Here is a 20,133-nt window from a genome sequence, read left to right as displayed (position 1 = left end):
CAGGAGAAAACGATGACCAAGGAACATTTCCGGTCGAGGATCGCGGGTTGCGCCGCCCTTGCCTTCGCAACAGTGTTTGCCGGCTCGGCTCTCGCCGACGGCACCGTCAACATCTACTCCTATCGCCAGCCCGACATCATCAAGCCGGTGCTCGACGCCTTCACCGCCGAGACCGGGATCAAGACCGAGGTGCTGTTCCTCGACAAGGGTCTCGAGGACCGCATCCTCGCCGAAGGCACGAACTCTCCCGCCGACGTGATCCTTACCGTCGACATCGCGCGGCTCACCAACGCCAAGGAAAAGGGCGTGACGCAGGCGCTGGACGACGCCACCGTCAATGGCAACCTGCCTGCCGAGTATCGCGATCCGGAAGGCCACTGGTTCGGCGTCACCAAGCGCGCCCGCGTGGTCTATGCTTCGAAGGACCGCGTGAAGGACACCGCCATCACCTATGCCGACCTGGCCGATCCCAAGTGGAAGGGCAAGATCTGCATCCGCTCGGGCCAGCATGACTACAATCTCGCCCTGTTCTCGGCGGCGATCGCCCATTGGGGCCCGGAGAAGACCGAGGAATGGATGAAGGGCGTCAAGGCCAATCTGGCGCGCAAGCCGGACGGCGGCGACCGCCCGCAGGCCAAGGCGATCTTCGCCGGCGAATGCGACATCGCGCTCGGCAACACCTATTATGTCGGCCTGATGCGCACAAATGAGAAGGACCCGGAGGAGAAGGACTGGGGCAACGCCGTCAACGTCATCTTCCCGACCTTCGAGAACGGCGGTACGCATGTGAACATTTCGGGCGCCGCACTCGCCAAGAACGCGCCGAACCGCGACAACGCCGTCAAGCTGATCCAGTTCCTGTCGAGCCACAAGGCCCAGCAGGTCTATGCGGAGCAGACCTTCGAATACCCGGTCGAGCCCGGACTTGAGCCCTCGGAAATCGTGAAGTCGTTCGGCCCGCTGAACGCCGACACGCTGCCGCTGGCCGAGATCGCCAAGAACCGCAAAGCCGCCTCCGAAATGGTCGACCGCGTCGGCCTGGACGATGGTCCGAGCAGCTAAACTGCGTTCTTTCCGGAAAGAGGCCGGGCCGCGCAAGCGGTCCGGCCTTTGCCGCTTGATGACGCCTCGATCCGAATCATGGGAATGACGGCCGCGACCGGCCTCGAACGGGTCTCGGAAGGACGGCCCGTGCGCCGCATCCGGCATCCGCTGATGCTTGCCGCCGCGCTGGCGATCTCGGCCGTGGTGTTGACGCCGATCGCGGCCCTTACCGTCATCGCGCTTTCAGGCAGCGGAGAGGACTGGCCGCATCTAGCCGCCAACGTGCTGCCCACGGCGGCTGTCACCACCGCCGCGCTGATCGCCATGGTGTCGGCCGGCACGGCGCTGATCGGCGTCACCGCCGCCTGGCTGATCGTCGCATTCGATTTCCCGCTGCGCCGGCTCGCCTCCTGGGCGCTGGTGCTGCCGCTGGCCGTACCGCCCTACCTCGCGGCCTATGCCTTCGGCGAGTTTTTCCTGTTCACCGGGCCAGTGCAGTCGGCGCTGCGCGCCATCTTCGGCTTCCATACGCCGCAGGACTACTGGTTTCCCGACCTGCGCACGACGCCTGGTGCGGCATTCGTGCTCACCTCGGTGCTCTACCCCTACGTCTACCTGACCAGCCGCTTCGTCTTTCTCATGCAGGGCCGCAACATAGGCGACGTGGCGCGCACGCTGGGCGCCGGGCCGGCGCGCGTGTTCTTCCGCGTGCTTTTGCCGGTGGCGCGACCGGCGATCGCCGCCGGCGTCGTGCTGGTGCTGATGGAGACGATCAACGACATCGGCGTCGCCGAATATCTCGGGGTACGCACGCTGACCTCGGCGATCTACACGACCTGGATCAACCGCAGCAGCCTGGAGGGCGCGGCGCAACTGGCCATGCTGATGCTGCTTGTGGTGCTGGCGCTGCTTGCCTGCGAGCAGTTCGCGCGGCGCTTGCAGCGTTTCCACAATGCCCGGGCGACACAGTTGAAGGCCCGCCCTCCCCGCACAAAACTCAAAGGTTTCAAGGGATTGACGGCGCTGGCTGCGGTTGCCGCGCCGGTGCTGCTCGGCTTCGGCGTGCCGCTCTGGGTGTTCGGGCGCTACGCCTCGCGGCGGCTGGATTATCTGATCAATGCCGACCTTGGAAAAGCCTTTCTGAACTCCGTGCTGACGGCCAGCGTCACCGCACTGCTGACCGTCTCGCTGGCACTTTTCCTGCTTTATGCGGTGAGGGTGTCGCGGTCAGCGCCAATGCGCTCCGTGGTCCGCGTCGCCTCGGTCGGCTACGCCCTGCCCGGAACGATCCTGGGTCTCGGCCTGTTGTTCTCGCTGGCGCAATTCGACAACCGCATAGACGCTATCGCACGGGAATACCTCGGCTTTTCGACCGGACTGCTGCTGACCGGATCGGCCGCGGCGGTAGTCCTCGCCTGCACGATCCGCTTCCTTGCACTGGCGGAAGGCGCGGTGCGCTCGGGCATCGAAAAACTGCCGTCCAACCTCGACGACGCGGCGCGCAGCCTGGGAAAATCGCCACTCGGCAGCGCCGTATCGATCCTCGCGCCGCTGCTGAAACCGGCCATCCTGACGGCATTGGTGCTGGTTTTCGTCGATACGGTGAAGGAGCTTTCGGCCACCATCCTGCTGAGGCCGTTCGGTTTCAACACGCTGGCGACGCTGGTCTACGAGAATGCCTCGCGGGCTGTGGTCGAGGACGGGGCGATCGCCGCGCTGCTGATCATCGCCACCGCCACGGTTCCGGTCGTGCTGTTGTCGCGGGCGCTGGCGCGCGACCAGGACGCCTTTCTTTAGACGTTGATTCTGCTTCCATATTCTTCCCGAACGGGACGCCGCGTATGAGTGTCCTGTCTTCGTACCGACGTTTTTCGCTTGCGCTCCCGCCCGGCGCGTGAAGTCGGGAAGATCGAGGGATTTCAACATCTTGTTCCGGCGGCAGCGCCGAGACCGCGCAACGGGCTTCAAAAAGACCTCGAAAAGCACCCGATTCACCTTCCTTCCGGCGTTTCCGGCTTGCCGTGGAGGCCCGTGGCATTCGTTTTCGACGTGGTCGGCAAGGGCGCGCGAACCTCACCGTCGACGTCGCCGGCGGTTTCCAGTCGGGTCCATCGCGACCGGGCGGGCAGCGCGTTAAGAAGCAAAAGAAAAAGGCGCCCTTGCGGACGCCTCAGCTTGGGATGCTGTTACAACGGGGCTTGAGCAAGCAGGAGTCCGCCGGAACTGGAGGACAGGGATCTCTCCCTCAAGTTGCAGAGACTATCGCCCACCTTTCGTTAACAAAACCTTGCCGGATCGGAAAAATGTTTACCGAAATGTTCCACCTCTGAAAACGAGGTAAATTCCGGCTTCAGCAACTGTTAACCATAGGGCATGCCGATCAGTCCCGCAGTTGCAGCAGGTCGCGGTAGAGCTCCAGCGCCTCGGGGTTGGCCAGCGCCTCCTTGTTCTTGACCGCCCGGCCATGCACGACCTCGCGCACCGCAAGCTCGGTGATCTTGCCCGATTTGGTGCGCGGAATGTCGGCGACCGCGACGATTTTTGCCGGTACGTGGCGCGGACTGGCGCCGGTTCGGATCTTGGCGCGGATGCGCTTTTCCAGATCCTCGTCGAGCGCAACGCCAAGCGCCAGGCGCACGAACAGCACCACCCGCACGTCGCCGGCGAAATCCTGGCCGATGCACAGCGCCTCGGCGATCTCCGGCAATTGCTCGACCTGGTTGTAGATCTCGGCGGTGCCGATGCGCACGCCGCCCGGATTGAGGGTGGCGTCCGAGCGGCCATGGATGATCACGCCGCCATGTTCGGTCCATTCGGCGAAGTCGCCATGGCACCAGATGTTGTCGAAGCGCTCAAAATAGGCGGCATGGTACTTTTTTCCGTCGGGATCGTTCCAGAAGCCGATCGGCATCGACGGAAACGCTTTTGTGCAGACCAGCTCGCCCTTCTCCCGCTCGATGTGCCTGCCGTCGTCGTCCCAGACATCGACGGCCATGCCGAGGCCGGCCCCCTGGATCTCGCCGACCCAGACCGGCTCGGTCGGCACGCCCAGCACGAAACAGGACACGATGTCGGTGCCGCCGGAGATCGAGGCTAGATGCACGTCCTTCTTGATGCCGTCGTAGACGAAGGCAAAATCCTCCGGCGACAGCGGCGAGCCGGTGGAAGACAGCGTGCGCACGGTGGCGAGGCTGTGGGTTTCGATGGGGCGTAGGCCCGCCTTGCGCACGGAATCGATGAATTTCGCCGAGGTGCCGAAATAGGTCATGGCCTCCTGGTCGGCATAGTCGAACAGCGCGTTGCCGTCGGGATAGAAGGGCGACCCGTCATAGAGCAGCAGCGTCGCGCCGGAAGCCAGGCCCGAGACCAGCCAGTTCCACATCATCCAGCCGCAGGTGCTGAAATAGAACAGGCGGTCGCCGTCGACGATGCCGCCATGCAGCCGGTGTTCCTTGAGGTGCTGCAGCAGCGTGCCGCCGGCCGAATGGACAATGCATTTCGGAATGCCGGTCGTGCCGGACGAAAACATGATGAACAGCGGGTGGGCGAAGGGCAGCGGCTCGAAGCCGAGCGGTCGCGCCTCGATGTTCGCGACAGCGGCAGCAATAGTGGAGGCGCCCGGAATGCTTGCCGCCGCCGTCGCGGCATTGCCGAGATAGTCGGCGATCAGCACCTTCTCCAGGCCGGGCAGCTTTGCCGCGACCGCCGCGGCCTTGGCCGAAACGTCGATGGCCTTGCCGTTGTACCAGTAGCCGTCGGGCACGATGAAGATCTTTGGCTCGATCTGGCCGAAACGGTCGAGCACGCCCTGCTCGCCGAAATCCGGCGAACACGACGACCACACGGCGCCGATCGAGGCCGTGGCGAGCACGCAGGCCACCGTGTCGGGCATGTTGGGCATCATCGCCGCGACGCGGTCGCCGGCCTTCACGCCCAGCGATCGGAAAAGCTGCTGCAGCTTCGACACCAGCGCGGCAAGCTCGTCCCAGGACAGCCGCTGCTCGGCCTTGTCCTCGCCGCGGAAGACAAGCGCATCGCCGCCGCCCTGCTTGCGCAAGAGATTTTCAGCATAGTTGAGTTTGGCGTCCGGGAAGAAGGCCGCGCCCGGCATGCGGTCGCCATCGGCCAGTCGGCGGTCACCCTTGGAACCGACGACGCCGCAAAAGTCCCAGACGAGGCTCCAAAACGCCTCGCGGTCCTCAACCGACCAGCGGTGCAGGTCGGCATAGCTCGGGAAGGCGCGGCCCGCCACTTGCTCCGCCCGCCGCGTGAACGCCGTCAGCGGCGAAGCGGCGACGCGCGCGGCGTCCGGTTTCCAGAGCGGTTGCGTCTCGGCCATGCTCATCCTCCCAGCGATGCAGCGCTTATGCATATTGCGCCGCACAAGCGCAAGAAGCAGGGTATCTGTCCGGAAGCTGACAAGGTTGAGGCCCGCGTCTGCGCGTGTGGAACATCGCGCTGCTTCACTTGAAAATATACCAATTCAGGGATATTTGGGGAAATGTCTCGACCGCCTCGGCTTGCACAATACCCGCTTCATTGGGTTGGCTCCGCCAAGGCCGATTTCATGGGGTTTCCGGAAGGGGTCCGGAGCGACATGGGATACGCTTTGGGCGTTGCGCAACTCGGCGGCAAGCACCCGAATGCCAAGCCCTGGAAAGGCGAGGGCCCCGGAGTTCTTGAAGTGGTGGAGCGCTACGATGGCGACACCTATCGGGCAGTCTATACCGTCCGTTTCGAAGGCGTCATCTATGTGCTGCACGCCTTTCAGAAGAAGTCACCTTCGGGCGTCCGAACCGCCAAGACCGATGTGGATCTGGTGAGCGAACGCTTGAAGCGAGCGAAAGCGGACTATGAGGCGAACAGGGAAGGGAGACGAGGATGAGCGATATCACTCACGGCAGCAGCAATGTCTTTGCCGATCTCGGGCTTCCCGATGCCGGGGAGCGGCAGACCAAGACGCGTCTGGCGATGGCCATCGCCGAGATCGTCCAGGCCCGCAAGCTGAAGCAGGTCGATGTCGCGTCCCTGCTCGACATACCGCAACCCAAGGTTTCGGCACTCATTAACTATCGGCTCGACGGTTTTTCCGTGGAAAGACTGATGCATTTCCTGACCGCATTGGATCAGGACATTGAAATCATGATCCGGCCGCGCAGCCACGATGCCGGCTCGATTTCGGTGCATATGGTTCGTTAGAAGGTCGCGATGACCGATGCCAGCGAGCTCCCGTGCTTTAAAATCCGTCCTCTCACGGCCGAAGAGGGTGGCGGGTATCTTATTGAATTTCCCGACTATCCGGGCTGCATCGCCGACTGCGAGACGCCGGAGGATGCGGTGCGCGAGGGGCACGACGCTTTCGTCTCCTACGCCAAGACACTCAATGAACTGGACCGGCCAACGACATTGCTGGCCGAAGGCATCGGGCGACGTATCGGCAGTTGAACCTGTCGCGCGCCGTTTGTCCCCAGGACATCGGAGCCCGGATTCCTTCCCGAACCGGCATTGGCTTCAATCCCGGCGCGTCTTGCTCTAAACCCGGCCTGACACGCTTCGCAGCGGCGCAACCGGACGGAACCATGCCAGCACGGACGATCAGGAGGAGTTTGTGGGCGCTGGCCGTCGCGGCCGTTCTCATCGCCGTCCTCGCCGTGGCGGTCCCCTACATAGCCTCCACCCGCATCGTGCGCGACCGCATCGCCGAGGAGATCGGCGCCTGGAGCGGCTACACGGTCCGGATCGAAGGCTCTCCCCGCGTCGAAGTCTGGCCGCGATTCAAAGCCGTGCTCAGGGACGTATCCTTCACGGACGTGGACGCGGCCGGCGAGCGCCCGGTCGGAACGGTCGACCGCGTCGACATCGAATTGTCGGCGCTGGCGGCGATGCGCGGCGACGCCGTGATCACTTCGGCGCGCCTGGAACGTCCGGCATTGTGGATCGGTGCGGATCCAGAACGCGGAATATGGCAAACGCTGGCTGGCAAGGGCCGCATCCGCGCGGCCATCGACAAGGCGCGAGACGCCGTGGCCAGGCAAGCCGACCCCGGCACGCCGAAACCGCCGATGCCCACCAGCCCGTTCGGCAGCATCCGCGTCGAGGACGGCAAAATCCTGCTCGACGACGGCAGCGCCGATGGCGCGCCGCTGGTCACTGGCATCGCCGGCGCGGTCGAGTGGCCGACGCTGGACGGCGCCGGCAGCGTCGAGGCGCAGGGTATCTGGCAGGGCGAGACGATCAAGGTGGTCGCCGAAAGCGCCCAGCCCATGCTGTTGTTTGCCGGGGGCAGCGCGCCGGTCACGCTGAGCGTCGTTTCGGCGCTCGGCAGCGCCTCCTTCGCCGGCGTGGCCAATCTCGCCGGCGAGGTTTTCGTCGACGGCCGGATGACGGCCGCCACGGCGTCGTTCGGAAGGCTCGCCGGATGGGCCGGCGTAGAGCCGCCAGAATGGGAAAAGCTGCAGACGGTAACAATCTCGGGCGCCGTGTCCGGCGATCCGCGCCGCCTCAAGCTCGACGGCGCCAGCTTGCAGGTGGAGGGCGGCACCGGCGCCGGCGCGGCCGAGCTGGCGACCCGGGAGGGGCGGATCGCGGTTTCCGGGTCGCTCGCCTTCGACACGCTCAACCTGGGCACGCTGTTCGAAGTGCTTCTGCCGCTTGCCACGCAGGACCGGGGCGCGCACTCGGCGCCTGCCTTGCAATGGCTTCGCGGGCTGGTGCTCGACCTCAGGCTTTCAGCGTCCAACGCGACCGCCGGACCATTCGCGATGGCGGAGGTGGCGGCCGCCGTGCGGTTGCAGGACGAGTTCGATTCCTTCGACATACTGGATGCGCGCTTGCTCGGCGGCGAGTTGGAGGCGAGGCTGCGCTTCGACCGCAAGGCCGACGGCACTGTCATGACCTTGCGGGCATCCGCCGCGCGCGTCGACGGCGAAGCCATCGGCGCCGCCCTGGGCATGACACGGCTCGTTCCGTCGGCCACCGGCTCGATGACGGTCGACATCGCCGGCCGAGGCGCCGACATCCAGTCGGCGATGAAGGACGCAAAGGGCAAATTCTCGGCGCGCTTCGGGCCAGGCACGCTGTCGGCTTTCGACCTGCCGGCCTTTCTCGACCGCAGCCGCAAAGGCGGCTTCTTTCCGCTGGACGAGGTTTCGGCCGCGAGCCTCGACATCGACGCTTTCGACATCAAGGGGACCGTCGCCGGCGGCGTCGCCAGCATCGACCAGGCGGAAGCGCGCTTCGGTCAGCGCAGGATGTGGATTTCGGGGCTGGCGTCCTACGCCGACCGTAGCCTGGCGCTGACCGGCGGCGTCGGTCCCCTGCCCGCCGGCGGCGAGCAGCCGACCGCCGACGCTGCCTTTTTCGTCGGCGGCTCGTGGAGCGCGCCGTTCATTTCGCCCGCGGCCGGCGGGAACTGAGGTTTACTTACCCACGCTGTGCGGCCTGCTCGTCGCGCGCCCGCTGTACCTCGCGGCGCTTGTTGGCGACCGAAGCGGCGATGACGCCGACCGCGACCACGGCGATCATCAGCGTGCAGGCGGCGTTGATCTCCGGCGTGACGCCGAGGCGCACCTGGGAATAGATCTTCATCGGCAGCGTGGTGGCGCCCGGCCCCGAGGTGAAGCTCGATATGACCAGGTCGTCGATGGAGAGCGTGAAGGCCAGCATCCAGCCAGAGACGATGGCCGGCAGGATCACCGGCAGGGTGATCTGGAAAAAGGTCTTTACCGGCGGCGCGCCAAGATCCATCGCCGCTTCCTCGAGCGAGCGGTCGAAGGTCATCAGCCGCGACTGCACCACCACCGCCACGAAGCACATCGAGAAGGTGATGTGGGCGAGGGTCACCGTGAGGAAGCCGCGGTCGAAGCCGACCGCCACGAACAGCAGCAGCAGCGACAGGCCGGTGATCACCTCCGGCATGACCAGCGGCGCGAACACCATGCCGGAAAACAGGATTCGCCCGCGAAACCGCGTGTAGCGGGTCAGCGCCAGCGCGGCGAGCGTGCCCAGCACGGTCGCCACCGTCGCCGAGATGACGCCGACGCGCAGCGTCACCCAGGCGGCGTCCATCAGGCCCTGATTGTGGAACAGCGACACATACCATTTTGTCGAGAAGCCGCCCCAGACGGTGACCAGCTTCGACTCGTTGAAGGAGAAGATGACGAGCAGCACGATCGGCAAATAGAGGAAGGCGAACCCCAGCACGATCGAGGCGATGTTGAAACGGCTCCAGTTCCCGCTCATCTCAACGCCCCTGTTCCTGGGCGCGCGCCTGGGCGCTCTGGAAGATCATGATGGGCACGATCAGCAGCAGCAGCAGGATCACCGCCACCGCCGACGAAACGGGCCAGTCCCGATTGTTGAAGAATTCGTTCCACAAGGTCTTGCCGATCATCAGCGTCTCCGAGCCGCCGAGCAGGTCGGGGATAACGAACTCGCCGACGGCCGGGATGAACACCAGCATGCAGCCGGCGACGACGCCCGGAAGCGACAGCGGGAAGGTGATCTTCCAGAAGGCGCTGATGGGCGGGCAGCCGAGGTCCTGCGCCGCCTCGATCAGCGAATAGTCCATCTTTTCCAGCGACGAATAGAGCGGCAGCACCATGAAGGGCAGGTAGGAATAGACGATGCCGATGAAGATCGCGATGTGGGTGTTGAGGATGATGAGCGGCTCGTCGATGATGCCCGTCGCCAGCAGCACCTGGTTGAGCAGGCCTTCCGGCTTCAATATACCGATCCAGGCGTAGACGCGGATCAGGAAGCTGGTCCAGAACGGCAGTATCACCAGCATCAGCAGGGTCGGGCGGATGGTCGTCGGCGCACGCGCCATGCCGTAGGCGATCGGATAGGCGATCAGCAGCGCCAGGAAGGTCGAGATCGCGGCGATGATGACGCTCGACACATAGGCGTTGAAATAAAGGGCATCCTCGGTCAGCCAGACATAGTTGTCGAAATTGAGCTGGCTCAGCGCGTCGAAAAAGCCGTCGACGCCGAAGACCGGCGTATAGGGCGGCATGGCGATCGCCGTCTGCGACAGCGAAATCTTGAAGACGATGGCGAAGGGGATGAGGAAGAAGAACAGCAGCCAGAGGTAAGGGACGATGATGACCAGCCGGCTGGTGATGGCGTTCAGGAGCGAGTTGGAAGTCGCTGGCGCCGGCTGAGCCGCCGCGAGGCCGGACGAAGAGGAGACCGCCGTTTCCGCCACCACCGCCTCCTAGCGCGTCAGCACGACGCCGGCGTCGGGCGCGAAGGAAACCCAGGCGCGGTCGTTCCAGGTCAGCGGGTCTTCCGTCACCCGCGAACTGTTCAGCGCACTGGCCTTGAGCACCTGCCCGTCGGCAAGCCTGACGTGGTAGACGGTCATGTCGCCGAGATAGGCGAGGTCGTAGATTTCGCCCTCCATGACATTGGCCGTGCCTTGCGCCGGCGGGCGCGACGACACCTTGATCTTCTCCGGCCGGATGGCGAAGGCGACCGTGTTGCCGGCGGCCGCGTCGCCGGCGTTCTCGACCACGATCTCAGCGCCGCTGGCGCCGGTGATCCTTGCCCGGTTTTCCGTGCGCTCCGCCACGGTGCCCTCGAGCATGTTGATGTTGCCGACGAAGCTGGCGACGTAGCGCGAACCCGGCGCCTCGTAGACTTCGGCCGGGGTCGCCACCTGCATGACCTCGCCCTTGTCCAATATGGCGATACGGTCGGCCATGGTCATCGCCTCTTCCTGGTCATGGGTGACGACGACGAAGGTGAGGCCGAGCGTCTGCTGCAGGTCCATCAGCTCGAACTGCGTCTCCTCGCGCAGCTTCTTGTCGAGCGCGCCGAGCGGCTCGTCGAGCAGCAGCACCTTTGGCCGCTTGGCCACCGAGCGGGCGAGCGCCACGCGCTGGCGCTGGCCACCGGAAAGCTGGTGCGGCTTGCGCTTGGCGAACTGCGTCAGCTTCACCAGTTTCAGCATATCGGCGACGCGCTGCTCGATGTCAGGCTTCGGCATGCCCTCCTGCTTGAGGCCGAAGGCGATGTTCTGCTCGACCGTCATGTGCGGGAACAGCGCGTAGGACTGGAACATCATGTTGACGGGGCGGCGGTAGGGCGGGATGCCGCGCAGATCCTGCCCGTCGAGCAGGATGCGGCCGGCGGTCGGCTCGTCGAAGCCGGCGAGCATCCTGAGCAGCGTCGACTTTCCGCAGCCGGACGCGCCGAGCAGCGCAAAGAATTCCTTCTCGAAGATCGACAGCGACAGATTGTTGACCGCGGTGAAATCGCCGAATTTTTTCGTGACGTTCTCGAAGGCAATATACGGCTTGGCGTTCGGATCGTTCCACGGCGCGAACGACCTGCGGATGCTGCCGAGCGAATTCATTGGTCCCTGTCCCCTTGTCCCCGACGTGAAAAGATCCCGGCGGGTGGCCGCCGGGATCTCGCCTCATTGACCGGTGACGACCTTCGTCCAGAGCCGGGTCACGACGCGCTGGCTCTTCGAATCGTAGGGCGACACGGTGAACAGCTTTTCCAGCGTCGCGGCATCGGGATAGATCGCCGGATTGTCCAGAATCTCCTTGTCGATGAATTCCTGCGAGGCCTTGTTGCCGTTGGCGAAATACACGTAGTTCGTCGCCTTCGCCGCGACTTCCGGCTTCAGGATGAAGTTGAGGAATTCGTGCGCTTCCGCAACGTGGGGAGCATCGGCCGGAATCGCCATCTGGTCGAACCACATCTCGGCGCCTTCCTTGGGCACAACATAGTCGACGACGACGCCCTGGTCGGCCTCGGCGGCGCGATCCCGCGCCTGGAAGATGTCACCCGACCAGCCGACCGCGAGACAGATGTCGCCATTGGCCAGAGCGTTGATGTATTCCGACGAGTGGAACTTGCGGATGAAGGGGCGGATCGCCAGCAGCGTCTCCTCGACCTTGGCAAGATCCTCCGCCGATGTGCTTTCCGGATCGAGACCGAGATATTTCAACGTCGTCGGAACGATATCGCTGGAAGAATCCAGCACATAGACGCCGCAATCCTTCAGCTTGGCCAGGTTCTCCGGCTTGTAGACGACGTCCCAACTGTCGATCTTGTCGACGCCGAGCGCCGCCTTCACCTTCTCGACATTGTAGCCGATGCCGACGGTGCCCCACATCCAGTTGACCGAATAGGCATTGTCGGGATCGTATTTCTGGACCCGGCTGGTCACGACGTCCCATTCGTTGACGAGGTTCGGCAGCTTCGACTTGTCGAGCTTCTGGTACACCCCAGCCGCGATCTGCCTTACCAGGAAGTTGCTGGTCGGAACGACGATGTCATAGCCGCTGCCGCCGGCAAGCAGCTTGGTTTCCAGGATCTCGTTGGAATCGAAGACGTCGTAGACGACCTTGATGCCGGTCTCCTTGGTGAAGTCGTCGATGATCGAACTATCGATGTAGTCCGACCAGTTGTAGACGTTCACAACTCTTTCCTGCGCACCGGCCCCGCCGGCGAAGGCGGCCAGCACGGCCGTCGCGGCGGACAACAACAGCGTCCTGCGGATCATGAAATTCTCCCTTTCCTGTGTTCCCTACGGGCGGCAGTATCTGCACGTTGCGCCCGGCTTTTGTGAAAGACTATTGGCATTGCCGCGGTGCGACAAGCGCAGACCGGCAAGACGGATAGCTGTCCACGGCGAGCTTTTGCGGATGACGCGAAACGATCATTCGATCGAAGCGGGCGGCGAACTGTCGGCACGTTGCGGCAGCGCTCAAATCCGAGCGTCCGCCGCCGCCATCGCGACCCAATCTTTATCGTGAAACCTGCACGGCCCTCCGCGTGGCCCGCTGCGGTGACTGGCAAGATACGCCTGCTCTCTGGTTGCCAATGAAAGCAAGGTGCGCCTTTGGCGGCAAACCTGTCAATGGGGGGCGGGAATTCCGGTGACGCCAGGCCGCGCCGGCCGGGACTGCTTGCGCAACTGCATGGCGATATGCACGAGCAGCGCGGCAAAGACCACCGCTCCGCCCAGTATCGTGCGGGCCGACGGAACCTCGCCGTGGATCAGCCACACCCAGATCGGGCCGGCGATCGTCTCGAACGTGCCGAGCAGCGCCGCCATGGAGGCCGGCACCAGCCGCGCACCGCTGGCGAACAGCGCCATGCCGAGGCCGAGATTAAGCGCGCCGAAACAGAACAGCAGGCCGAGATCGGTCCACGACACCGCCAGCCGACCCGACATCAGGAAGGCGATGGCGCAGGCGATGATGGTGCCGAGGCAGACGGCGGAGGTCATGCGGACGCCGGAGAAATGGCGGGTAATCACCGTCGCCAGCGCGAAGCAGACGGCAATCGTCATCGCCAGGATGTCGCCGACCGGCGAGATGCGGCCGTCGAACGAGCCGGAAACCATGATCGCGACGCCGGCGAGCACGGCGGCAATCGCCGCCCAGGTGGTTTTCGACACGGTGTCGCGAAACAGCAGCCATCCCAGCAGCGCCGCAAACAGTGGCACGCCGGCATTGATCAGCATGACGTTGGCAATAGTGGTGTGGGCGATGGCCAGCACAAAACAGGTCGAGGCGGAAGCGAAGCAGAGGGCGACCACGACGCCCGGAAAGCCCATGGTACGGAACTGCTGCGCGGCGCCGCGCGCGCCGTCGCGAAAAAGCAGGAAAGCGATTAGGAAAAGCGCTGCGAAGAGCGAGCGCCAGAACACGACCGTCCAACTGTCGTCGGCCTCAAGGAAACGGGCGATGGCGCCGCCGGTGCTCCAGGCGAAAGCCGACAGAAAGACCAGCAGCAGGCCGATCCGCTCCTCGCGGTCGGACGGCGCCGCGGCAGGACTTGTGGTGGTGAAATCCGTCATCGGCGGGAGAGCCCGTCGCAAAGAGCCAAGGGCAAAGCTGCCCTAGCCGGACAGCACGCCGGCTCCTGTCTCGCTAGCGGATCGCCAGCGCGAGGAAATGGTCCAGTCGGGCGATCCGCTTGGGGCAATTGCACGCTCCCGAGCGCGCGGCAAAGGGAGCGTGGTCCGGGTGGGCCCGCTGGTCGGCGTTTCCCAGCTACGCGGCGAGACTCGCGAGCTTCGCCCTCAGGGCATCGACGGTGGGTTTCAGCACGTCGCCAACGCCGGGGATCGCAAGCACCTTGTCGAAAAGCTGGTTGAGCGTCGCCATGGCCGGCTCCACCAACCCCTTGACCGCTGTCTTCTGTTCCGGCGTTGCCTGTGCCATGGAGGCGCCGATCGTGTCCAACTGCGTGGCGAACTCCTGCAACTTCGGCAAAGCCGCGTTCGCCGACGCCGCGTCCGTGACCGACTCCAACGACGTCCGCAAGGCGCCAAGGCCGTCCCCAAGCTGCTTGCCTATGTCGACGCCGCCGACGACGACGCCCTGCGCAGCGGGGGCGGTCGTTTCGACGGCCTGCTGGGCGCGATTGCCAAACAGGTACCAGAGAAGCCCCAGGATCACGAGCAGGGCGACCAGCCAGTAAAGCCACCGAGGCACGCCGGAGGCCGCCGCCTCGGCACGACGCCCCGCATCGCCGACCGTTTGGGCTGACGACGAGGCGAGCCGCCCGGCATGCTCGGCCGTATTCGCCGCGGCCCGGGTCGCGGACGCCGCGGTCGAACCCACGGCGCCACCAAGCGAGTCGAGAAGCCCGGAACGCCCCAGCAGATCGCCGAATCCGGCAGGCAGCGCCTGAGCGATGTTGCCTTTCTGGGCATTGAGCAGACTGGCAAGCCCGCTCGCGTCCAGCCTGCCCGGTCCGGCTTCCTTGCCGATCATCCCCAATACGGCCGGGGCAAGCATTCCGACAAGGGAACTGCCCTTGCCGGCGTCGAGGCCGGCAAACTTCGAGACCGCCCCTGCGAGCGCGGCCTGTCCGTCGCCGCCGAGGAGCGAACCAAGCACTTGCGATCCCTGGTCCGCGAGGGTCGACTGTCCGCCGCCGAGCATGCCGGCGAAACCGTCCAGTATGCCGGACTGATCCTTCACGGCGTCGGCCAGCTTCTGCGCACCGCTCGGTTTCGATGCCGCGCCGACCAGTCCGGCGAGCAAGGCGGGCACCGCCGCGCCGATTGCGCTCTGCGCACTGCCGCGATCCAGACCGAGGATAGCCGCGATGCGCGCGATGATGTCAGGCGTCAGGAATTGACTCACCAGTGAAACGATATTGCTAGCCATCAGGGATCCTCCTCCTTTGCTGGATGGCACCAAACCGCCGTGCCGACTTCCTCTCCCTACCCAGAAAACCGTCCCCACACGGTCATTGCAACAACGTGACGTAGCGGCACATGATGCTCCAAACGCACGCAGAACGATAGTTGGAACTGATGACACAACGACGTCCGTGGCACTTTTTCTTTCAAGGAGCGGACGCGAGGTCATACTCAGACCGCGACCCGCCGCTGGAGCGCGCCGGCAAACGGATCGACGAGTTGCGCGAAGGCCACTGGATCGTCATGCACAATGACGACCGCCACCGCGCGACCGGCCCTGCCCGAGGCCGAGCAGGAAGAACTCGCGCGGGCGCTGCCTCTCACGACGTCGAAGACTTTCGGCGGATCACACGCCACAGCCAGGCTACGGGCACAATCAGCAGGAAGCCAAATTTCTTCAGCGCGACCAGGGCGATCGCGAAGAGCCCCGCCTTCGCCGCCACCTTGCCGGCGATGAGGCCGCCGACACCCACCGCCGCGACGGTGTCAACACCCGGGACGAAATCCGAATAGCGCTTGCCGGGCGCGAAACTTGGCGTGCTCAGGACATCGGGCAGGCTGGCCTGGATTTCCGGCAACTGGTCGATCGAGGCGACGTAACCCATGATCAATACGCCTTCACGGCCTAGAAAACGCACATCGTAGTTCAACGTGTGCTTTTCGGCGTTGCCGAACTGAAGTTCCTTGGCCCAGTGCAGCCGCTTGTTCTCGGTGTCGTAAACCGGAGGCGCCGCCCAGCCGATCAGCGTGATCGGCTCGAAGCCGTCCTGCTTTCTCGTCTCGTTTTCGGTAATCGTGTCGCGGCGCATCGTGTTGAGCAGGTCGTCATAGTCGATCGACGCTGCGTCCTTGTCGTCGACATAGCCGATCTTGTCGACGCTAAGCAGCACACCCCAGCCGTCGCTCGCCAGCGGATCGTATTTGACCGGGAAGATCATACCGACGCTGCCGACAGCAGATGTAGGCGGATTGCCCCACGCTTCGGTAAGAACCGCGATGGTGTCTTCCTTGCCGAGAAAATAGAACTTGTCCCGCAAATCGAGGGAGACGCCATCAGGCAAATCTATTTTTCCAATCCTCGGTTCTATCTTGTCGAGGAAGGTCTTTCCCGCGTCATTGTACAGGGGATATTCCGGGAAAAACTCCGCTGATTTCTCGGCGTGAAGGGGAGAAACGGAAAATATCGATGATATGGCAATCGCAAACAAGTATCGTTTCATGTCTTACCCCCTGCAGCCGCGTCCTCCTCATATCTCAGGCTTCGACTGCAACGAGTCAATGATCACGTGGACGTTACTTGAGTGAGACCGCGATGCTTGATGCCGCGGCGGAAGAACTCACCGATAGTCGAACGCGCTCAAGCCCGTCACCATCTCATCGAGACCGAGCGGGCGGGTGATCGGCGGCTCGGCGCGGGAGAGGCAGCCGGTACGCTCGCACAGCCGGCATGCCGGGCCGATCGGCGTCGCGGCAACCGGACCGGGTTTGGCCGAAGCCGCGCCTGACGCGGATGCGCCGACGGCCGACGCGGCCGAACCGACGGCGGACGATCCGGCTCTCGCACCGTTGGGCAAGGCGGCAGGCAGCGCCGCGCCATAGACGACCTCGTCGCGAAAGCCGATATCGCAGCCGATAAGGATGGCGGTGCGGCGCGGCCGCTCGCCGAAGCCGCCTTGCGGGCCGTCCAGCGTGCGGGCGATCGTGAGGAACGCCGCGCCGTCCGGCATCTCGACCGCCTCAACAAGAATCTGGCCGGGCTGGGAAAAAGCCGCGTGGATCGCCAGCTTCGGGCAGCCGCCGCCGAAACGGCCGTGCGGAAAACCCGCCGCGCCGGCGCGGCGCAGCCGGTTTCCGGCGGCGTCGATCTCGCCCAAGAAAAACAGCACCCCGGCGGCGCCGGGGCGCTGCAAGGTCGTCAGACGGTTGGCCGCCTGCTCGAAGGAGACGCCGAAACGCGAACGCAGCACGTCGACATCGTAGCGGGCGCGGACGGCGGCCGTGTGGAAAGCCGCATAAGGCATCATCAGCGCGTGCGCGGCATAGCGGCCGAACTCGAAACGCGCCAGCCGCCGCGCCTCGTCCGACGACAGGTTCAGCGTTCTTGTTTCCGCGGCGACCGCCACCGACATGCGCAGCAGGCAGGCCTCTACGGCGATCTCGCGCAACTGGTCGAAGGGCGACAGGCGCTCGGAGACGAACAGGCGCTGCGAATGGCGGTCGTAGCGGCGGCGCCAATTGGGCATGACGGCGGCCGGCAGCACGCGCACGACGATGCCGTGCTCGCGCTTGAGCCACGCCTTCAGCGCGCCGGCCAGATCGTCGCCCGGATCGAGCAGCGCCGAAAACGTCTCCGCCTCGCCCTCGAGCGCGGCAAAATGGTTGGGCCGCCGCTCCAGCGCATCGCGCACCTCGTCGAGCGGCATGCGCGCGCCGGAGATCGCCGCCGCCCTGCCCTCATGCGCCATCAGCTCGTTGAGGTCGGAAAGCCTCGACGCCTGCTCCCGATAGGCGCGGTAGAGTTTGATCACGCCTGCCGCCATGTTGGGGGCAGCCTCGGCCATCTCGACCAGTTCCTGCTCGCCGGGCAGTTCGGCGGCAAGCAGCGGGTCGGCGAACACCTCGCGCAGCCCGGAAATCGAGCCGCGCGCCTCGCCTTGCAGCTCGTCGGGATCCACCTTGTAGACGGACGCGAGTTTCAGGATGAGCTGGACAGTCAGCGGCCGCTGGTTGCGTTCGATCAGGTTGAGATAGGAGGGCGAGATGCCCAGCCCCTCCGCCATCGCGGTCTGGGTCAAGCCCTTGGCGTTGCGGATGCGGCGGATGCGCGGGCCGGCGAAGATTTTCTGCTCGGGCATGGCTATCGGCCCCATCCAGCGAGCATATCCGCCCGCGGCAGAGGTTTTACAGCTTTTGACAGAGTGTTCCCGGTCATCCCGTCGCCACCGCTTTTACAACATTGACAATTTTACAGCAGCTTTCTGTCAACCTCAATACCGGTTTTCCCTTTTCCATCGGCGCTTCTGGTGAAATTCCTCGTCATATTTTGCACTGCAATGTAAATCTGACGACAGGCAAATGACGTCAATCCGACCGACCAGCCAGACACGCATTGCAAGACGGAGCAGACAATGACCGATTTTTACAACCTCGTCCCTTCCGCACCGGAAGGCCGCTTTGACGGCATCGAGCGGCCCTATTCGGCCGAGGACGTGAAGCGTCTGCGCGGCTCGGTGACCATCCGACATTCGCTGGCGGAGAACGGCGCGAACCGACTGTGGAAGCTCATCCACGAGGAGGACTTCGTCAACGCGCTGGGCGCGATGACCGGCAACCAGGCAATGCAGCAGGTGCGCGCCGGGCTGAAGGCGATCTACCTGTCCGGCTGGCAGGTCGCGGCGGATTCCAACACAGCGTCGTCCATGTATCCGGACCAGTCGCTTTATCCGGCCAACGCCGCGCCGGAGCTTTGCCGGCGCATCAACCGCACGCTGCAGCGCGCCGACCAGATCGAGACCTCGGAAGGCAACGGGCTTTCGGTCGACACCTGGTTCGCGCCGATCGTCGCCGACGCGGAAGCCGGCTTCGGCGGGCCGCTCAACGCGTTCGAGATCATGAAGGCGTTCATCGAGGCGGGCGCTGCCGGCGTCCACTACGAGGACCAGTTGGCCTCGGAGAAGAAGTGCGGCCATCTGGGTGGAAAAGTGCTGATCCCGACGGCGGCGCATATCCGCAACCTCAACGCGGCGCGGCTCGCCGCCGACGTGATGGGCACGCCGACGCTGGTGATCGCTCGCACCGATGCGGAAGCGGCAAAACTGCTGACCTCCGACATCGACGAGCGCGACCGGCCCTTCGTCGATTATGATGCGGGGCGCACCGTGGAAGGCTTCTATCAGGTCCGCAACGGCATCGAGCCGTGCATCGCGCGCGCCGTCGCCTATGCGCCGTCCTGCGACCTGATCTGGTGCGAGACGTCGAAGCCGGATCTGGCGCAGGCGAAAAAGTTTGCCGAAGGCGTGCGCCGGCATCATCCGGACAAGTTGCTCGCCTATAATTGCTCGCCGTCGTTCAACTGGAAGAAGAACCTCGACGATGCGACGATCGCCAAGTTCCAGCGCGAACTGGGGGCGATGGGCTACAAGTTCCAGTTCATCACGCTGGCCGGTTTCCACCAGCTCAATTACGGCATGTTCGAACTGGCGCGCGGCTACAAGGACCGGCAGATGGCGGCCTATTCCGAGTTGCAGGAGGCCGAATTCGCCTCCGAGGTGAACGGCTACACCGCAACGAAGCACCAGCGCGAGGTGGGCACCGGCTATTTCGACGCCGTGTCGATGGCGATCACCGGCGGAAAGTCGTCGACCACCGCCATGCATGAATCGACCGAGCACGCGCAGTTCAGGCCGGCCGCGGAATAGGCAACAGGGGACAGTTTACTTTTCCAGCGCCAACATCGCCGCGCTGCGACCCTTCTGAAAGAAAATAAACTGTCCCCGGCATCAACATCAGGAGCGAGGAGAAAGACCATGCTGGACGCAGTCGAAACCCCCACCAAGACCCCGAAGACCCGCGTCAAGGAACGCGCCGAGGAGCAGTCGAGCGCCATGTCGGCATCGCAGCAGACGGCGATCCGCATGCTGGCCAACGACCTGCACCGGCTCAACCAGTCGGTGATGAAAGCGGTCGAGGCCGGCGTCTCGGTCGAGCTGGTGCGCTCGGCCCGCCACCACGGCGGTGACGGCAACTGGGGCGACCTCCTGATCCCGGTCGTGGTGACGCAGGCGGCGCGCTAGATGTGGAGCCTCAAGAGGTTGTCCTCGGTTAGTCCGAGGCGGCTGATTGGTGTTTTGGACTTTAGGCTACCATGTGGGCGATGCCAATTGTATCGGTGAAGCCAGATGGGAAGTTCACCG

The 20,133-nt window shown here is 64.5% G+C and carries 17 protein-coding genes and 1 pseudogene; 8 read left to right on the top strand and 10 right to left on the bottom strand.

Annotated features, from left to right (window positions below; genetic code table 11):
* The first annotated feature begins 12 nt into the window (after positions 1-12).
* Both RB623_RS13970 and RB623_RS13965 read left to right on the top strand, forming a co-directional pair.
* Positions 13-1,062 carry a Fe(3+) ABC transporter substrate-binding protein gene (locus RB623_RS13970; RefSeq protein ID WP_308057464.1) on the top strand — a complete coding sequence of 350 codons (1,050 nt, stop codon included), beginning with the start codon at positions 13-15 and terminating at the stop codon, positions 1,060-1,062.
* A gap of 84 nt (positions 1,063-1,146) precedes the next feature.
* Positions 1,147-2,841, top strand: a complete 1,695-nt coding sequence (locus tag RB623_RS13965) for an iron ABC transporter permease (RefSeq protein WP_308057463.1) — start codon at positions 1,147-1,149, stop codon at positions 2,839-2,841.
* A gap of 583 nt (positions 2,842-3,424) precedes the next feature.
* Here RB623_RS13965 and RB623_RS13960 read toward each other — a convergent pair.
* Positions 3,425-5,383, bottom strand: a complete 1,959-nt coding sequence (locus RB623_RS13960) for an acetoacetate--CoA ligase (RefSeq protein WP_308057462.1) — start codon at positions 5,381-5,383, stop codon at positions 3,425-3,427.
* Positions 5,384-5,545: 162 nt separating this feature from the next.
* Here RB623_RS13960 and RB623_RS13955 point away from each other — a divergent pair, with 162 nt between their 5' ends.
* The 4 genes from RB623_RS13955 to RB623_RS13940 all read left to right on the top strand — a co-directional run bounded on the left by RB623_RS13955 (position 5,546) and on the right by RB623_RS13940 (position 8,459).
* On the top strand, positions 5,546-5,929 hold the full coding sequence (locus RB623_RS13955; protein WP_308057461.1) for a type II toxin-antitoxin system RelE/ParE family toxin: 384 nt from the start codon (positions 5,546-5,548) through the stop codon (positions 5,927-5,929).
* The gene (locus tag RB623_RS13950; protein ID WP_308057460.1) at positions 5,926-6,243 is read left to right on the top strand and encodes a helix-turn-helix transcriptional regulator; all 318 of its coding nucleotides are present in this window, start codon (positions 5,926-5,928) and stop codon (positions 6,241-6,243) included. Before RB623_RS13955 ends, RB623_RS13950 begins: the two co-directional genes overlap by 4 nt.
* A 9-nt stretch (positions 6,244-6,252) precedes the next feature.
* The gene (locus RB623_RS13945) at positions 6,253-6,489 is read left to right on the top strand and encodes a type II toxin-antitoxin system HicB family antitoxin (RefSeq protein WP_308057459.1); all 237 of its coding nucleotides are present in this window, start codon (positions 6,253-6,255) and stop codon (positions 6,487-6,489) included.
* A 134-nt stretch (positions 6,490-6,623) separates the two neighbouring features.
* Complete coding sequence (locus RB623_RS13940; RefSeq protein WP_308057458.1) at positions 6,624-8,459, top strand: AsmA-like C-terminal region-containing protein; 1,836 nt, start codon at positions 6,624-6,626, stop codon at positions 8,457-8,459.
* Between the two features lie 7 nt (positions 8,460-8,466).
* On the opposite strand, the gene RB623_RS13935 is transcribed toward RB623_RS13940, so the two are convergent.
* The 8 genes from RB623_RS13935 to RB623_RS13900 form a co-directional block, all read right to left on the bottom strand.
* Positions 8,467-9,285, bottom strand: coding sequence for an ABC transporter permease subunit (locus tag RB623_RS13935; RefSeq protein ID WP_308057457.1), 819 nt, complete (start codon positions 9,283-9,285; stop codon positions 8,467-8,469).
* Position 9,286: 1 nt separating this feature from the next.
* Complete coding sequence (locus RB623_RS13930) at positions 9,287-10,174, bottom strand: ABC transporter permease subunit (RefSeq protein WP_308057723.1); 888 nt, start codon at positions 10,172-10,174, stop codon at positions 9,287-9,289.
* An 84-nt stretch (positions 10,175-10,258) separates the two neighbouring features.
* Positions 10,259-11,401 carry an ABC transporter ATP-binding protein gene (locus RB623_RS13925; RefSeq protein WP_308057456.1) on the bottom strand — a complete coding sequence of 381 codons (1,143 nt, stop codon included), beginning with the start codon at positions 11,399-11,401 and terminating at the stop codon, positions 10,259-10,261.
* A 63-nt stretch (positions 11,402-11,464) separates the two neighbouring features.
* Positions 11,465-12,562, bottom strand: coding sequence for a polyamine ABC transporter substrate-binding protein (locus RB623_RS13920; protein ID WP_308057455.1), 1,098 nt, complete (start codon positions 12,560-12,562; stop codon positions 11,465-11,467).
* Between the two features lie 354 nt (positions 12,563-12,916).
* Positions 12,917-13,864, bottom strand: a complete 948-nt coding sequence (locus tag RB623_RS13915) for a DMT family transporter (protein ID WP_308057454.1) — start codon at positions 13,862-13,864, stop codon at positions 12,917-12,919.
* A gap of 196 nt (positions 13,865-14,060) precedes the next feature.
* Positions 14,061-15,185, bottom strand: coding sequence for a DUF937 domain-containing protein (locus tag RB623_RS13910; protein ID WP_308057453.1), 1,125 nt, complete (start codon positions 15,183-15,185; stop codon positions 14,061-14,063).
* A gap of 355 nt (positions 15,186-15,540) precedes the next feature.
* On the bottom strand, positions 15,541-16,440 hold the full coding sequence (locus RB623_RS13905) for a DUF2167 domain-containing protein (RefSeq protein WP_308057452.1): 900 nt from the start codon (positions 16,438-16,440) through the stop codon (positions 15,541-15,543).
* A 117-nt stretch (positions 16,441-16,557) separates the two neighbouring features.
* Positions 16,558-18,075: an XRE family transcriptional regulator gene (locus RB623_RS13900; RefSeq protein ID WP_308057451.1), complete on the bottom strand. Its 1,518-nt coding sequence runs from the start codon at positions 18,073-18,075 to the stop codon at positions 16,558-16,560.
* A 273-nt stretch (positions 18,076-18,348) separates the two neighbouring features.
* Here RB623_RS13900 and aceA point away from each other — a divergent pair, with 273 nt between their 5' ends.
* Both aceA and RB623_RS13890 read left to right on the top strand, forming a co-directional pair.
* Positions 18,349-19,638, top strand: coding sequence for an isocitrate lyase (gene aceA, locus RB623_RS13895; protein WP_308057450.1), 1,290 nt, complete (start codon positions 18,349-18,351; stop codon positions 19,636-19,638).
* Between the two features lie 108 nt (positions 19,639-19,746).
* Positions 19,747-20,013, top strand: coding sequence for a hypothetical protein (locus RB623_RS13890; protein ID WP_308057449.1), 267 nt, complete (start codon positions 19,747-19,749; stop codon positions 20,011-20,013).
* On the opposite strand, the pseudogene RB623_RS13885 reads toward RB623_RS13890, so the two are convergent.
* Positions 20,010-20,133 (bottom strand): annotated as a pseudogene (locus tag RB623_RS13885) (IS481 family transposase); the annotation flags it as partial. The gene RB623_RS13890 and the pseudogene RB623_RS13885 sit on opposite strands and share 4 nt — an antisense overlap.

This window comes from Mesorhizobium sp. LHD-90 (genome assembly GCF_030929505.1).
GTDB lineage: Bacteria > Pseudomonadota > Alphaproteobacteria > Rhizobiales > Rhizobiaceae > Kumtagia.
The sequence above is the reverse complement of the archived record's forward strand: the minus strand, read 5'-3'. Positions and strand labels throughout refer to the sequence as shown.